This window comes from Streptomyces sp. NPDC058469 (assembly GCF_042721125.1).
GTDB lineage: Bacteria > Actinomycetota > Actinomycetes > Streptomycetales > Streptomycetaceae > Streptomyces.
This window is the reverse complement of record NZ_JBHXME010000224.1, coordinates 1-14,515: the sequence shown is the minus strand read 5'-3', so window position 1 is coordinate 14,515 and position 14,515 is coordinate 1. Positions and strand designations below refer to the sequence as shown.

The following is a 14,515-nucleotide window of genomic DNA, read 5'->3' as shown; positions in this document are numbered from 1 at the left end:
CGGTCAGCCGGAGGTCCTTGGATCCGGTCAGCAGCGGGGACTGCGCAGTTGGGTTTGCCTGCAGCTGACTTGGCAGTACGCCGTAGGACTGGTTGGGGGTGGAGGAGGCCGTACGGCACTGGATTCGGCCGGACGGTGTGCCCGTGGAGCACGTGACCTTCTCGCACGGTGCGCTGGATCTGATCGGGCGGCTGCTGTCCGTGGAGCTGCGGCCAGGCGACGCGGTGGCCATGGAGGACCCCGGTTATCACCATCTGCTGGATCTGGTCACGGCGTTGGGGCTGCGGATGGTGCCTGTCTCGGTGGACGACGAAGGCATGCGTCCCGATGCCCTGCGCGCGGCGCTGCGGGCGGGTGTGCGCGCCGTGGTGTGCAGCCCACGGGCGCAGAATCCGTACGGGGGTTGCTTCTCGGCCGCGCGCCGGGACGCGCTCGTCGAGGTGCTCAGGGGTGAGCCGGAGGTGCTGGTCGTGGAGAACGATCACGCGTCCGCCGTGGCGGCCGCTCCCCTGTGGTCGCTGACGTCCGGTGGGCTCTCGCGTTGGGTGCATGTGCGGACGGTGAGCAAGTTCCTCGGCACCGACCTGCGGTGGGCCGCGGCGGCCTGTGATCCGATCACGCTGGCACGGCACGACGGGCGGTTGCTGCTGACGTCCGGCTGGGTCAGTCATCTCCTCCAGGAGACCGTTCACGGGCTGATGACGGACGACGGCACGCGCGCGTTGGTCACGCGCGCGCAGGAGGCGTACGCACTGCGCCGGGAGGCCCTCCGCGCAGAGCTGGGCGGGCGGGGAATCGTGGCGCACGGGGCGAGTGGGATGAACCTCTGGGTGCCCGTGCTTGACGAGTCCGCCGTCGTCAACGGGCTTCGGTCGTACGGCTGGTGGGTCGCCGCGGGGGCGCGGTTCCGGCTGTCGTCCGAGCCGGGCGTACGGATCTCCGTCGCCGAACTCGAACCGGCCGACGCGGCGCGGCTGGCCTCGGACTTCGCCGCTGTACTCGGCGAGTCCGAGGCCACCTATGGAGGGTGATCGACCTCTACGGGACGCCGATCAGGCGCGTTTGCGGGCGAGGTCCTCGTAGAAGCTCAGCAGGTCGAGGTTGTCGATGGAGCCCGGGTTGACCGCCTTCTCCAATGGGGTTCCTTGGAGAAGGCGTTTGACGGGTACCTCGATGCGCTTCCCGGTGAGGGTGTGCGGGACGCCGGGCACCTCGATGACCTCGTCGGGTACGTGGCGTGGGGAGAGCTGTTCGCGGATCGTCTGCTTGATGCGGTCGAGGAGGGCACCGTCGAGGACGGCTCCGGGGGCGAGGTGCACGAAGAGGGGCATCCAGTAGCCGCCGTCGGGCTGTTCGATGCCGATGACGAGGGATTCCTTGATCTCCGGGAGCCGTTCGACCGCTTCGTAGATGTCGGCCGAACCCATGCGCACGCCTTGCCGGTTGAGCGTGGAGTCGGAGCGGCCGTGGATGACGACGGAACCCCGGGAGGTCACGGTGATCCAGTCGCCGTGACGCCACACTCCGGGGTACGTGTCGAAGTAGCTGTCGTGGTAACGGGTGCCGTCCGGGTCGTTCCAGAAGTAGATCGGCATGGACGGCATGGGGTTGGTGACCACAAGTTCGCCGACCTCGTCGACCAGGGGTTCGCCGTTCGGGTCCCAGGACTGGAGGTCGGTGCCCAGGCCGGGGGCCTGGAGTTCGCCGATGTACACGGGGAGGGTCGGTACGGCTCCCGCGAAGCAGGAGCAGACGTCCGTGCCGCCGCTGACCGAGGCGATCCACAGGTCGTCGCGGACCTCGTCGTGCAGCCAGCGGAACCCGTCCGGGGGCAGCGGTGATCCTGTGGTGGCGACGCACTTCACCTTGGAGAGGTCGAAGTCGCGGGACGGGTGCACGCCGGCCTTGCGGCAGGCCATGACGTACGCGGCCGAGGTGCCGTAGAGGGTCGCCCCGGTGCGTTCGGCGATACGCCACTGGGCGCCGGTGTCGGGGTACCCGGGGCTGCCGTCGTACAGGACGATCGTCGTGCCCGTGAGGAGGCCGGAGACGAGGAAGTTCCACATCATCCAGCCGGTGGACGTGTACCAGAAGAAGCGGTCCTCGGGGCCCAGGTCACAGTGCAGGCCGAGTTGCTTGAGGTGTTCGACGAGGATGCCGCCCTGGGACTGGACGATGGCCTTGGGGAGGCCGGTCGTGCCCGAGGAGTAGAGCACCCACAGGGGGTGCTCGAAGGGGACCTCTTCGAAGACGGGCTCCACGTCGGCCGAGGTCAGGGACGACCATTCCAGGGCGCCTTCGGGGGCGTCGGTTCCCAGGAGGGGGATGTGGACTACGGCGCGCAGGGTGGGCAGTTCGCGGCGGAGTTCGGCGACCGTGTCGCGGCGGTCGTGCTCCTTGCCTCCGTAGCGGTAGCCGTCGACGGTGAACAGGACGACCGGTTCGACCTGTTGGAAGCGGTCGAGGACGCTGCGGGCTCCGAAGTCGGGGGCGCAGGACGTCCATACGCCGCCCACGGCGGCCGTGGCGAGCAGAGCGACTACGGCCTGCGGGATGTTCGGGAGATAGCCGCTGACGCGGTCTCCGGAGCGTACGCCGAGGGCGCGCAGTTCGGCGGCCAGGGAGCCGACCTGGCGGCGCAGCTCCGCCCAGGTGACCGGGCTCGGCTCATGGGTCTCGTCGACGTACAGGAGGGCCGGTTCGTGGGCGCGGGTCGCCGCCGCGCGCAGGGCGTGCTCGGCGTAGTTGAGGGTCGCTCCGGGGAACCAGTGCGCACCGGGCATCGAGCGGTCGCCGAGCACGCGCGCGTAGGGGGTCGAGAACCGCACGTCGAACCACTCGGTGACGGCCTGCCAGAACGTGTCCAGTTCGTCGACGGACCAGCGGTGCAGTGCCGCGTAGCCGCCCTCGGCGGGGGCCCCGTGGCGTTCGGCCGCCCAGGACTGGAACTTGGTGACCTGTGCCTGGGCGATGCGTTCCGGATCTGGCTGCCAGAGCGGCAGGGGGTTCGCGGTCGACATGGGGCGGCTCCCGGGACTGTGCGCGTCGTGTGCGTCGGTCGCGCACGTGCGGGGGTGTGCGCGTGACGCGGCTGACACGGACGATGCCATGTGATCGACTTCTACACCAGGGCGGGCTCCACATAGTCGGTGTCGTGAAGATGTGGTCCCACCACGGGTGAACGGCAGTTGAACGACACGGTTATCCGGGTCCTGTAATGGCAGGGTGAGCAGCATGGACGGTCGTGACCTGGTGCGTTCGGTGAAGGTGGTCGGCTCGACGGGGGCGGCGCAGGGTTTGCGTACCGTACGGGCGTCGTGGCGCAGGAGGCGTGCCGACGCCACCGGGCTGCCCTCGCGCGGGGCCGAGCGGGCGCGGGTACCCGGCCCGGTGCGCGAGGCCGAGCCGGGGCCCGGCGGCGGGGTCATCCGGTTCAGCCGTTCCGAGCTGCGCATCACCGTCGCCGCGAACGGGGCCGTCTTCTGGGGCTGGGACGGGGCCGGTCCCGAGCCGTCGTACGCGCTCGCCGGGCGCTGTCCCGAGCCGGATCCCCGGGCGGTCCTGGAGCCGGACAAGGACGGCGGCTGGCGGGTCGTGGCGGAGCGGGTGACGGTCGCCGTGTCGCGGCACGGCGCGGTCGAGGTGCGTACGCCCGGAGGTGTGACGCTGCGCCGGGATCTGCCACCGCGCTGGTGGGAACCGGTGGGCGGGGGCACGGCACGCTGGATGCAGCGCTCGGAGGTCGCGGCGGACGCCCGGTTCTTCGGGCTCGGCGGGCGCGCGTCGGGCCCCCGGCTGCGCGACGGGACGTACCGGCTGTGGAACACCGACCCCGGGCATGCCTTCGCGCCGGGTGACGATCCGCTGTACGTCACCATGCCGGTGCAGTTGGTGGTCGCCGACGCGGCCACGCATCTGGTGTTCCACGACACTTCCTGGGACGGCAGGGTGACGTTGCGGGAGGGCGAGGAGGGCGCCGGTTCCGGGCACGACCGGGCCGGGGCGTCCGAGCTGCGGATGGACGGGGGGCCGTTGCGCTGCTGGGTGGTGGTGGGCACCCCCGCGCGCGTGCTGCACGCCTGGGCCTCGCTCACCGGTGCTCCCGCGCTGCCGCCGGCCTGGGCGCTGGGTCACCATCACGCGCGGTGGGGCTTCGGCAGTGAGCAGGAGGTGCGGCGGATCGTCGCCGGCTACCACGAGCGCGGTCTGCCGCTGGACGCCGTCCACCTGGACATCGACCACTACGACGAGCACCAGGTGTTCACGGTCGACCACGAGCGCTTCCCGAAACTGCCGGTGCTCGCCGAGGAGTTGCGGCGGGACGGCATCCGGCTGGTGTCGATCGTCGACCCCGCGGTGAAGGCCGAGCCGGGAAACGCCGTCTACGACAGCGGGACCGCCGAGGACGCCTTCGTGCGGGACGCCTCAGGGCGGCTGGTACGGGGAGTCGTATGGCCCGGGGAGGCGGTTTTCCCGGACTTCACGCACGCGCGTGTGCGGGAGTGGTGGGGCGGGCTCTACAAGGAGCGGCTCGCGCAGGGGTTCGCGGGGTTCTGGCACGACATGAACGAGCCCACGTCCTTCGCCGCGTTCGGGGAGTCGACACTGCCCCGTTCGGCCCGGCACGACCTTGAGGGGCGGGGCGGTGACCATCGTGAGGCGCACAACGTGTACGCGCTGTGCATGGCGAAGGCCGCCTACGGGGCGTTGCGCGAACTGGCCCCCCAGGAGCGGCCGTTCCTCTTCTCGCGCTCCGGGTGGGCCGGGATGCAGACCTACGGGGGCACCTGGTCCGGCGATGTGGCCACCGGCTGGCCCGGGTTGCGGGCCTCGCTGTCGCTGGTCATGGGGCTCGGGCTGTGCGGGGTCCCGTACTCGGGTCCTGATGTGGGCGGCTTCGACGGGAGTCCGTCGCCCGAGCTGTATCTGCGCTGGTTCCAACTCGGCGCGTATCTGCCGCTGTTCCGCACCCACGCGAGCCTGCGGGCGGGGCGTCGGGAGCCCTGGGAGTTCGGTGCCGACGTGCTGGAGCACGCACGCGTGGCGCTCGTCGAACGGCGGCGGCTGCTGCCGTACTTCATGACGCTGGCCCATCTCGCGCGGCGGACCGGGGCGCCCTATGTGCGGCCCCTGTGGTGGGGCACTCCGGAGGATCGCGCGCTACGGGACTGCGAGGACGCCTTCCTGCTGGGCGACTGCCTTCTGGTGGCGCCGGTGCTCGATCCTGGATCGGACCGGCGTGCGGTGCAGTTGCCGAGGGGGCGCTGGTACGACACGGAGACGGAGCAGGTCTACGAGGGCCCGGCCCAGATTCTCGTCGACGCCCCGTTGTCGCGGATTCCGGTGCTCGCGCGCGCGGGTGCCGTGCTCCCCGTACGGGGCACGGACGGCGGCCTTGAGCTGGAGGTGTGGGCGCCCGCCCGGGGGCGGACCGGGGGCGGGCTGGTGGTGCCGGACGCGGGCGACGGTTGGGACGAACCGGAGATCGAGCGGTACGTCGCCCGCTGGCAGGGCCGGCGCGTGGTCGTGGAGCGGGAGCGGGAGGACGGCGTGAGCGCGCCGTCCTACCCGGTGCGGGTGCGAGGGCTCGGTGAGGGCTGACCTCAGATGTACCGACCTTCGAACCAGGCCTTGACGGCCACGGAGTGCAGCGGGAAGGCGAGTTCCTCCGGCCTGCGCAGGAGGTGCCAGCCCTCCGTCTCGTCGGTGACGCCGGACGTGGGCAGCCCCTCCACCGGGCGCTCGGGGAGGACTCCGAAGAGCAGGAGATGCCCGTCGGGCGAGCTGATGGCGTCGACGAGCCGTACGTCGCGGCTCGCGGCGTCGATGCCCGTCTCCTCCCTGAGTTCGCGGACGAGGGCCTGCCGCCAGTCCTCGCGGTCGTCGACGTAACCGCCCGGCAGGGCGACGCCTCCGCGCGCGGGGGCGACGGTTCGGGTGATGACGACCAGGGCGGTGCCCTTCGTGTCGTACACGGGCTGGAGTGCGACGGCTACGGGCAGCGGGTTGCGGTACGCGACGGTGCCGCAGGCCGGGCAGGTGCGGGGCCAGCCGGAGACGCCCTCTCCGTAGGGCGATCCGCACCTCGAACAGTGGGAGTTCGGCCCGGAGTTGGGGACGGAGGCTTGAGTTTCGGACACCCGGCGGACTGTATCCGATCAAGCGGAGGGCGTCTTTCCGGGGGCCGCGCGTGAACGGGAAACGGCCGGAACCACCCCCGTGGGCCCCGGCCGTCCCTCCCGGTATCACGACGCCGTAAGTGGCTCGATGGTTCACCGAAACGCCCTGCTCATTTTCCGTTGCCCGTGGCACACTTCTGACGTTCCGTCAGATCCAGTGCTGTGGAGGGACGTTGTCGCGGACACGCACACCTGTGGTCACCGATTGGTTCACCGGGGACGGGGAGGACTTCCGGCTGCTCGGCACGCGCTGCTCGGCGTGCGCCTCGGTCTTCTTCCCGCGTGAGGACGGCCATTGCCGCAATCCGGCCTGCGCGGGCGGCGAGTTGGAGGAGGTCCCGCTGTCGCGGCGCGGCCGTGTCTGGTCGTACACGGACAGCCGGTACCGGCCACCGTCACCGTATGTGAGCGATCCGGAACTTCCGTGGGAACCGTACGCGTTGATCGCTGTGGAGCTGGAGTCCGAGCGGATCGTGGTGCTGGGACAGGCGATTCCCGGGATCACCGTCGCCGATCTGACGGTGGGCATGGAGGTGGAGGTCGTCCCCGGTGTTCTCAGTGAGGACGCGGAGACGACCTGGACGACCTGGCACTGGCGGCCTACGGGGGTGACGGCATGACGGCGGATGTGGCGGTGCTCGGTGCGGGCATGCACCCCTGGGGCAAGTGGGGGCGCGGCTTCGTCGAGTACGGGACGGCGGCGGCCCGGGCGGCCCTCGCCGACGCCGGGCTGGAGTGGCGCGACGTCGGTTCGATCGTCGGCGCGGACACGGTGCGTGGCGGATATCCCGGGTATGTGGCGGGCGCGACGTTCGCGAAGGCGCTGGGGTGGCAGGGCGCCCGGGTGGCGAGCGTGTACGCGGCGTGCGCGTCCGGGGCGCAGGCCGTCAACGCCGCGCGGGCGCAGATCCTTTCGGGGCTCGCGGACGTGGTGCTGGTCGTGGGCGCCGATGCCGCCCCCAAGGGGTTCTTCCGGCCTGCCGGCGGCGAGCGGCACGACGATCCGGACTGGCTGCGCTTCCGGGTCCTCGGGGCGACGAATCCGACGTACTTCGGGCTGTACGCGCGCCGGCGGATGGCCCTCTACGGGGACACCCCGGAGGACTTCGCCCAGGTCAAGGTGAAGAACTCCGCCCTGGGTGCGCTGAATCCGTACGCGCGCTACCGCAAGCGGGTCTCCGCCGAGGAGGTCGCCGCCTCGGCGGTGGTCGCCGATCCGTTGCGGCTGCTGGACATCTGCGCCACCTCCGACGGCGGGGCCGCCCTGGTGCTGTCCAGCATGGAGTTCGCGCGTCGGCACGGGGCGGCGGACCCGGTGCGGATCCGGGCGGTGTCCACGGTGACGCCGCGCTATCCCAACACGGTGCTGGATCTCCCGGACATCGCCACGGACTCCGCGGCGGCGGTGGCACCGCCGGACGAGACGTTCCGGGCATCGATCGCGCGCGCGGCCTACGAGGAGGCGGGCATCGGCCCTGAAGAGCTCTCCCTGGCCGAGGTGTACGACCTGTCCACCGCCCTGGAGTTGCAGTGGTACGAGGACCTGGGGCTGTGCGGCGAGGGCGAGGGCGCCAAGCTGCTCCGCGAGGGCGCGACGGCCCTGGGCGGTCGCATACCGGTGAACGCGAGCGGCGGGCTGGCCTCCTTCGGGGAGGCGGTTCCGGCACAGGCGATCGCCCAGGTCTGCGAGTTGACCTGGCAGTTGAGAGACGACGCGGGTGACCGGCAGGTCGCGGGGGCGCGGGCGGGGCTCACGGCGAACCAGGGGCTGTTCGGGCACGGTTCGGCGGTGCTCGCCGTACGGTGACCGACGGCGTGTCCCGCACGCCGTGTGATCGGCCCGCAAGGCTGCGTGAACGTCTTATGAACTGGGCCTGGGCGTACGCCGGTGGCGTCATCATGCTGCCGTGCGCTCCTCGACGGACACTCTCCGCTTCGCCTTCCATCCGGTGGTCAATCTCACCACCGGTGGGGTCGCGGGGCTGGAGATCCTCGTCCGCCCGGAGACCGGGGACATCCTGGCCGAGGCCCGCCGCGATCCCGAACTCGACGGCAGGCTCTCCGTGTTGGCGGTCCGCGCCGCCGCGCGCAAGGAGACGCTGCTGCCGCTGCACATCAATGTGTTCGCCGGCACCCTCGCCGACCTCGGCGGGCTCACCCCGCTGCACAGCGCGGTGCGCGAGGCGGGACGGCTCCCGTGGGAAGTCACGATCGACATCGTCCCGCCGTACACGCACGTGCCCCAACGGGCGCTCCTGGAGGCGGTGTCCGAGCTGCGGGGCCAGGGGTTCCGGATCTGCGCGGACGGCGTCGGCGACGGTGACGTACCCCTGCGGCTGCTCACGGACCTCACGCCCGACCTGGTGAAGCTCGACGCGTCGCTGCTGGAGCGGCCGGCCGCGGTGCGGGCCATGCGGACCCTGTGCGAGCAGCTGGGCGCCCTGCTGTCCGTGGAGGGCGTCGAGACCGAGACGCAGTGCGCGACCGCGCGGTCGGCCGGGGCCCAGTTGGCGCAGGGGGAGCTGTTCGCGCCGCCGACACGGATTCCGACGGCGGACGTATACGTTCCGCCCCGCGCTCCCGGTCTCGCGACGACACCGCCGTCGGGGCCGTGGGTGCGGGAGTTCGTACGCCCGGCCGCGCTGCTGCCCGACACCGCGCCCGCCGGTCAGGTGCGGGCGCTGCTGACCGGCTCACCGGACGTGTCCGGGGTGGTGCTCGTGGACCGGGACGGGGTGCCCGTCCGGTCGGTGCACCGGTCGCGGTTCCTGCTGTCGATGTCGGGGCGCTACGGCCACGCCCTGTACGCCGACCGGCCCGCGGCCAAGCTCGGCGACGTGCCGCGGACGGTCGGCGTCGACGCGACCGCCTGGGAGGTCCTGGACGTGGTCGCGGTCGGCGACCGGGACCGTACGTCGGACGATGTGGCGGTGGTCGACCGGTACGGGCGGTGCGTCGGCGTCGTACGACTCGCGGATCTGGTGCGGACGTTGGCCGAGACCCGGGTGGAGGAGGCCGCGGGTCTCAATCCGCTGACCAGACTGCCCGGTTCGGACGCGATCACCGGTGAGGTGGACCGGCGGATCGCGGACGGGCGGACGTTCGCGCTGAGTTGGCTGGATGTCGACCACTTCAAACAGGTCAACGACGGGGCCGGCTTCGCGGCGGGCGACGAACTGATCCGCTCGGTGGCGCGGTCGCTGCAGCCGACGGCACACGGGCACACGCGCGTGGGGCACATCGGCGGGGACGACTTCCTGGTGCTCACCGATCCGGAGGGGCTGCATCCGCTGGCCGCTGCCGTGCTCGACGTGCCCTGGGCGGCGGGCGGCAGGGCCGTGACGCTGTCCCTGGCCACCGTCCTGTGCGTGCCGGGCAGTGTGACCGACCACCGGCAGGCGGCCGCGTGTCTGGCGCCGCTGAAGAAGGCGGCGAAGGCGCTGGACGGCACGAGTTGGGTGCTGGGCCGGGCGGGACGGTCCGAGTACGAGATCCTGCGCGGATCGCATGTGACGCCCGCACAGGCCCCCCGCACGGCGGCGGAGTCCCCCGGGCGCTGAGCGCGGCCCGGCGGCTTCCTACGGGGCTCCAGGGGCCGTCAGGACGGGTGTCACCGTTGCCGTCCGCGACCTTGACGCTCCACAGGCACCGGTGAACACTTCCCGGTGTCGGTCGACATCGCCGTACATTCTCGGCGTACCAGGCACTGCGCCGCGCCGGCTCCGCCTGCGCTCAGGCCCATTCCCCACGGGCGATTCGGCTGCGCCGGCACGCTCGTCACGGACGCCGGGCGGGGCTCGGGACCCTCCCTGCCTTCGGCTTAAGTCGCCAAGGGAACCGCACCCTGCACGGAGGACCGGGGCCGACCGTCCCGGGCGAGGGCCAAGGAGCCGCCATGAGCAATGGAGACATATTCCTCGGTGAGGTCATCGGCACCGCGATCCTGATCCTGTTCGGAGCCGGAGTGGTCGCCGCCGTCGTACTCAACTACTCGAAGGCGAAGGACGGCGGCTGGATCGTCATCGCGTTCGGCTGGGGCTTCGGCGTGATGGCCGGGGCGTACACCGCCGCACCGCTGTCCGGCGGGCAACTCAATCCGGCGGTGACGATCGGCATCGCCATCGACACCGGGAAATGGGACAAGGTCCCGTTCTACATAGCGGGGCAGATGGTCGGCGCCATGCTCGGCGCGGTGCTGTGCTGGCTCGTCTACTACGCGCAGTTCCAGGCCAACGCCGAGGAGGAGATGGCGCAGCCCACGCTCGGGATCTTCTCCACCACGCCCACGATCCGCAATGTGGTGGCGAACCTGATGACGGAGATCATCGCGACCATCGCACTGGTACTGCCGATCCTGGCCTTCGGGCTCACCAAGGGACTCGGCACGTCCGGCACGGCGGTACTGGTCGTCTCCTTCCTGGTGGTCGGCATCGGTCTGTCGCTCGGCGGTCCCACCGGGTACGCCATCAACCCGGCCCGTGACCTGGGCCCCCGCATCGTCCACTCGCTGCTCCCGATCCCGAACAAGGGCACCTCGGACTGGAGTTACGCGTGGATCCCGGTGGTGGGACCGCTGATCGGCGGGGCGCTCGCCGGAGTCATCTTCAACGCAGCCTTCTGACAACAGTCTTCCGAGAGCAGCCCTCTGAAGGATCCGAGGACACGACAAAGGGGTCGTCATGACGGACAGGTTCGTCGCCGCAATCGACCAGGGCACCACCTCCAGCCGCTGCATCGTCTTCAACCAGGACGGCGCGATCGTCGCCGTCGACCAGCGCGAGCACCGCCAGATCTTCCCCAAGCCGGGCTGGGTGGAGCACGACGCCACCGAGATCTGGTCCAAGGTGCAGGCGGTGGTCGCAGGGGCGATCGCCAAGGCCGGACTGCGCGCCGACCAGCTCAGCGCGCTCGGCATCACCAACCAGCGTGAGACGACGGTCCTTTGGGACCGCGCCACCGGCAAACCCGTGCACAACGCCATCGTGTGGCAGGACACCCGCACCGCGGCCCTGTGCAAGCAACTCGGCGGCTCGGACGGGCCGGACCGCTTCCGCGAACAGACCGGACTGCCGCTCGCCAGCTACTTCTCCGGCCCCAAGGCGGCCTGGCTGCTCGACAACGTGCCCGGCCTCAGGGACCGCGCCGAACGCGGCGAGATCGCCTTCGGCACGATCGACTCCTGGCTGATCTGGAACCTCACCGGGGGCGTCGACGGCGGCAAGCACGTCACCGACGTGACGAACGCCGGGCGCACCATGCTGATGAACCTGGAGACCCTCCAGTGGGACCCGTCCATCCTCTCCGCGATGAACGTCCCCGAGGCGATCCTCCCCGAGATCAAGTCCTCCGCCGAGGTCTACGGCACGGCGGTCGGCCAACTCGCGGGGGTGCCGGTCGCGTCGGCCCTGGGCGACCAGCAGGCGGCCGTGTTCGGGCAGGCCTGCTACGACGTGGGCACGGCGAAGAACACCTACGGCACGGGCAGCTTCCTGCTGCTCAACACCGGGAACCGGCCGGTGCCTTCGAAGAACGGCCTCCTCACGACGATGGGTTACAAGATCGGCAGTGAGGCGCCGGTCTACTGCCTGGAGGGGTCAATCGCCATAACGGGCGCGCTCGTTCAGTGGTTCCGCGACCAACTCGGCATCATCCGCAACGCCGACGAGATCGAGACCCTCGCCGCGAGCGTGGACGACAACGGCGGCGCGTACATCGTGCCCGCGTTCTCCGGCCTGTTCGCCCCCTACTGGCGCTCCGACGCGCGCGGAGTCGTCACCGGGCTGACCCGGTACGTCACGAAGGGGCACCTCGCGCGCGCTGTGCTGGAGGCGACGAGCTGGCAGACACGCGAGGTCGTGGACGCCATGTTCCAGGACTCCGGGGTGCAGATCACCACCCTGAAGGTGGACGGCGGCATGACCAAGAACAACCTGCTGATGCAGCACCAGGCGGATGTCCTCGGGGTGCCGGTCATCCGGCCCAAGGTCTCCGAGACGACCTGCCTGGGCGCCGCGTACGCGGCCGGGCTCGCCACCGGTGTCTGGAACGACCTGGACGAGCTGAAGTCGCACTGGCAGAAGGACGTCGAGTGGACGCCGTCCATGGAGTCGTCGGTGCGGGACCGCGAGTACCACAACTGGCGCAAGGCGGTGGAGAAGAGCTTCGGCTGGCAGGAGGAGGGCGACAGCTAGGCACACACGCGTGAGCGTCGTTCCACTGGGCACGCACGCGCGTGCCGGTGCACTGCACCAACTGCGGCCCGTACCCCGGTCGGCGGGGGTACGGGCCGCGCCCGCGCCTCAGCTGGTGACGCTCTGGCGGCGCTTCGCGCCGTAGGCCATCGCGTGCTGGACGACCTCGATGAGGACCTCCTTGACCGACGCGCGGTCGCGTGCGTCGCAGAGCATGAGGGGTACGTCCTCGTCGAGGTCGAGGGCCTGGCGTACGGCGTCCACGGGGTAACGGTCGGCGCCCTCGAAGCAGTTGACGCCGACGACGAAGGGTATGGAGCGCCGCTCGAAGTAGTCGAGGGCGGCGAAGCAGTCCTCCAGGCGGCGGGTGTCGGCGAGCACGACGGCGCCCAGGGAGCCCTCGGAGAGCTCGTCCCACATGAACCAGAACCGCTCCTGACCCGGCGTACCGAACAGGTACAGCACCAGGTCCTCGCGCAGCGTGATGCGGCCGAAGTCCATGGCCACGGTGGTGGTGTGCTTGCCCTCCACCCCGCTGGTGTCGTCGACCGGACGCCCTGCCTCGGTGAGCAGTTCCTCCGTGCGCAGCGGCCTGATCTCGCTGACCGCGCCGACGAGGGTGGTCTTGCCCACGCCGAAGCCGCCGGCCACCAGGATCTTGAGCGTGACGGGCTCGACCGGAGGCTTGCCTCGCTCAGAACGCCCGAAGATCATCGGTCTCTTCTCCTGCTTGATGGGGGTAGGGGGGTTGCCCGAGCCGCTCACAGCGCCCGGAGGCCGGAGATGACGTCGCGCAGAATACTCTCGTCCACCAGCTCGGCAGGCGGTACGGGACGCGACACATGGACGAGTTCCCCGTCCACGAGATCGCCGATGAGGACCCGTATCACCCCGATGGGCAGGTCGAGTTCGGCGGCGAGTTCGGCGACCGACTGGGGGGCGTCACGGCAGAGACCGACGATGTCCACGTGCTCCGGGGACAGCGTCTGGTCCGCTTCCGAGTCGTCCTCGAGGGACTCCGCGATCACCACCGCGATGAGGTCGAGGCGGTGCTGGGCCGCACTGGTGGTGCGGCCGCGCGTCATCGCGTACGGCCTGACGACCGGTCCGGCCTCGTCGTCGAACCAGTGGCTTCTTCCCTGACCGTGACCGTCTCCGCTCATGTCATTCCACTACCCGCCGGAGGACAGGTCGGTGCGCGGAGCGGCCCCCAGATGCACACCGACCCGCTTCACGAGCAGTGTCATCTCGTAGGCGACCTGGCCGACGTCCGAGTCGGCGTCCGCGAGGACGGCGAGGCAGCTGCCGTCGCCGGCGGCCGTCACGAACAGGAAGGCCTCGTCGAGTTCGACGACCGTCTGCCGCACGCTGCCCGCCTCGAAGTGGCGGCCGACGCCCTTGGCGAGGCTGTGGAAGCCGGAGGCCACCGCGGCCAGGTGTTCGCTGTCCTCGCGGGTCAGATCCTGGGACACGCCGGTGGCCAGGCCGTCGCCGGAGAGCACGATGGCCTTGCGGATGCTGGCGACGCGCTCGACGAGGTCGTCGAGGAGCCAGTTCAGCCCACGCTGGTCGGTGCTGTGGCCGGTCGCCTTTGGTGCGGTCATCGACCGTCCCCCTTAGTTCCTTGTGCTGTGCCGCCTTGAGCGTCGTCGCCCTCGGCGTTCTCCTCGCGGCCGCGCTGCCAGCCGCGCTGGAGCGAGGCCATACGGCTGCGCACCTCGTCGGCGTCGCGCTCGGCGACCTCCGCCGGGCTCGCGGCGCGCCGATCGGGGTCCTGTTTCAGCTGCGGGGCCAGGTTGGCCTGGCGTACGCGTCGGGGCAGCGCTCCGGTGCTCGGCGGGGTGTCGGAGTCCGGAGCGCCGGCCGCGAGCTCGGCACGCCGGGCGCGCCTGGGGAGGGCGGGGGTCTCGGGCGGCTCCCCGAGGCCGCGCCCCGGGGAAGCGGAGGGCTGCGCGGATTCGGCGCGACCGCCGGGCACGTCGGTACGGCGGCGTAGCGGCGTGTCACCGCGACGCCGGGCCGGGAGTGGTGCGGGGCCGTCCGTTTCCGATCCGCCCAGGCTGGCCGGGAGCTCGGCCTCACCGTCTGGGCCCTGACCGGCCCGGCCCCCAACCCGCTCGCCGAAGCCTCCGACCAGGCCGTATG

At 71.1% G+C, this 14,515-nt stretch carries 12 protein-coding genes and 1 pseudogene; 7 read left to right on the top strand and 6 right to left on the bottom strand.

The window, feature by feature from the left end; all coding sequences use genetic code 11:
* Positions 1–143: 143 nt before the first annotated feature.
* Complete coding sequence (locus tag ACFWP5_RS48225) at positions 144–1,031, top strand: aminotransferase class I/II-fold pyridoxal phosphate-dependent enzyme (protein ID WP_384172366.1); 888 nt, start codon at positions 144–146, stop codon at positions 1,029–1,031.
* A 21-nt stretch (positions 1,032–1,052) separates the two neighbouring features.
* Here ACFWP5_RS48225 and ACFWP5_RS48220 read toward each other — a convergent pair whose 3' ends face one another.
* A complete protein-coding gene (locus ACFWP5_RS48220) occupies positions 1,053–3,020 on the bottom strand; it encodes an acetoacetate--CoA ligase (RefSeq protein ID WP_384172363.1) in 1,968 nt (655 codons plus the stop codon).
* 214 nt (positions 3,021–3,234) lie between these two features.
* On the opposite strand from ACFWP5_RS48220, the gene ACFWP5_RS48215 reads away from it, so the two are divergent.
* On the top strand, positions 3,235–5,601 hold the full coding sequence (locus tag ACFWP5_RS48215; RefSeq protein ID WP_384172360.1) for a TIM-barrel domain-containing protein: 2,367 nt from the start codon (positions 3,235–3,237) through the stop codon (positions 5,599–5,601).
* A gap of 2 nt (positions 5,602–5,603) precedes the next feature.
* On the opposite strand, the gene ACFWP5_RS48210 is transcribed toward ACFWP5_RS48215, so the two are convergent.
* The gene (locus ACFWP5_RS48210) at positions 5,604–6,140 is read right to left on the bottom strand and encodes an NUDIX domain-containing protein (RefSeq protein WP_384172357.1); all 537 of its coding nucleotides are present in this window, start codon (positions 6,138–6,140) and stop codon (positions 5,604–5,606) included.
* A gap of 233 nt (positions 6,141–6,373) precedes the next feature.
* Here ACFWP5_RS48210 and ACFWP5_RS48205 point away from each other — a divergent pair, with 233 nt between their 5' ends.
* The 5 genes from ACFWP5_RS48205 (at position 6,374) to glpK (ending at position 12,370) form a co-directional block, all read left to right on the top strand.
* Positions 6,374–6,799: a Zn-ribbon domain-containing OB-fold protein gene (locus ACFWP5_RS48205; RefSeq protein ID WP_384172369.1), complete on the top strand. Its 426-nt coding sequence runs from the start codon at positions 6,374–6,376 to the stop codon at positions 6,797–6,799.
* Positions 6,796–7,986 (top strand): lipid-transfer protein, encoded by a 1,191-nt coding sequence (locus ACFWP5_RS48200; protein ID WP_384172354.1) that lies wholly within the window; start codon positions 6,796–6,798, stop codon positions 7,984–7,986. The genes ACFWP5_RS48205 and ACFWP5_RS48200 overlap by 4 nt, the downstream gene beginning before the upstream one ends.
* Before the next feature lie 100 nt (positions 7,987–8,086).
* Positions 8,087–9,739: an EAL domain-containing protein gene (locus ACFWP5_RS48195; protein WP_384172351.1), complete on the top strand. Its 1,653-nt coding sequence runs from the start codon at positions 8,087–8,089 to the stop codon at positions 9,737–9,739.
* 335 nt (positions 9,740–10,074) lie between these two features.
* A complete protein-coding gene (locus ACFWP5_RS48190) occupies positions 10,075–10,800 on the top strand; it encodes an MIP/aquaporin family protein (RefSeq protein WP_327405525.1) in 726 nt (241 codons plus the stop codon).
* 58 nt (positions 10,801–10,858) lie between these two features.
* Positions 10,859–12,370 carry a glycerol kinase GlpK gene (gene glpK / locus ACFWP5_RS48185; protein WP_384172347.1) on the top strand — a complete coding sequence of 504 codons (1,512 nt, stop codon included), beginning with the start codon at positions 10,859–10,861 and terminating at the stop codon, positions 12,368–12,370.
* A gap of 108 nt (positions 12,371–12,478) precedes the next feature.
* Here glpK and ACFWP5_RS48180 read toward each other — a convergent pair whose 3' ends face one another.
* The 4 genes and pseudogenes from ACFWP5_RS48180 to ACFWP5_RS48165 form a co-directional block, all read right to left on the bottom strand.
* Positions 12,479–13,084, bottom strand: coding sequence for an ATP/GTP-binding protein (locus ACFWP5_RS48180; protein WP_327405523.1), 606 nt, complete (start codon positions 13,082–13,084; stop codon positions 12,479–12,481).
* 47 nt (positions 13,085–13,131) lie between these two features.
* On the bottom strand, positions 13,132–13,533 hold the full coding sequence (locus ACFWP5_RS48175) for a DUF742 domain-containing protein (RefSeq protein ID WP_384172344.1): 402 nt from the start codon (positions 13,531–13,533) through the stop codon (positions 13,132–13,134).
* Between the two features lie 9 nt (positions 13,534–13,542).
* Positions 13,543–13,974: a roadblock/LC7 domain-containing protein gene (locus tag ACFWP5_RS48170; RefSeq protein WP_019059640.1), complete on the bottom strand. Its 432-nt coding sequence runs from the start codon at positions 13,972–13,974 to the stop codon at positions 13,543–13,545.
* Positions 13,971–14,515 (bottom strand): annotated as a pseudogene (locus ACFWP5_RS48165) (histidine kinase); the annotation flags it as partial. The pseudogene ACFWP5_RS48165 and the gene ACFWP5_RS48170, both read right to left, overlap by 4 nt.

Excerpts from the sequence above, each read along its gene's own strand:
- ACFWP5_RS48170 (WP_019059640.1), bottom strand. The coding sequence starts at position 13,974 with ATGACCGCACCAAAGGCGACCGGCCACAGCACCGACCAGCGTGGGCTG.
- ACFWP5_RS48175 (WP_384172344.1), bottom strand. The coding sequence starts at position 13,533 with ATGAGCGGAGACGGTCACGGTCAGGGAAGAAGCCACTGGTTCGACGAC.
- ACFWP5_RS48180 (WP_327405523.1), bottom strand. The coding sequence starts at position 13,084 with ATGATCTTCGGGCGTTCTGAGCGAGGCAAGCCTCCGGTCGAGCCCGTC.
- ACFWP5_RS48190 (WP_327405525.1), top strand. The coding sequence starts at position 10,075 with ATGAGCAATGGAGACATATTCCTCGGTGAGGTCATCGGCACCGCGATC.
- ACFWP5_RS48215 (WP_384172360.1), top strand. The coding sequence starts at position 3,235 with ATGGACGGTCGTGACCTGGTGCGTTCGGTGAAGGTGGTCGGCTCGACG.
- glpK (WP_384172347.1), top strand. The coding sequence starts at position 10,859 with ATGACGGACAGGTTCGTCGCCGCAATCGACCAGGGCACCACCTCCAGC.
- ACFWP5_RS48200 (WP_384172354.1), top strand. The coding sequence starts at position 6,796 with ATGACGGCGGATGTGGCGGTGCTCGGTGCGGGCATGCACCCCTGGGGC.
- ACFWP5_RS48220 (WP_384172363.1), bottom strand. The coding sequence starts at position 3,020 with ATGTCGACCGCGAACCCCCTGCCGCTCTGGCAGCCAGATCCGGAACGC.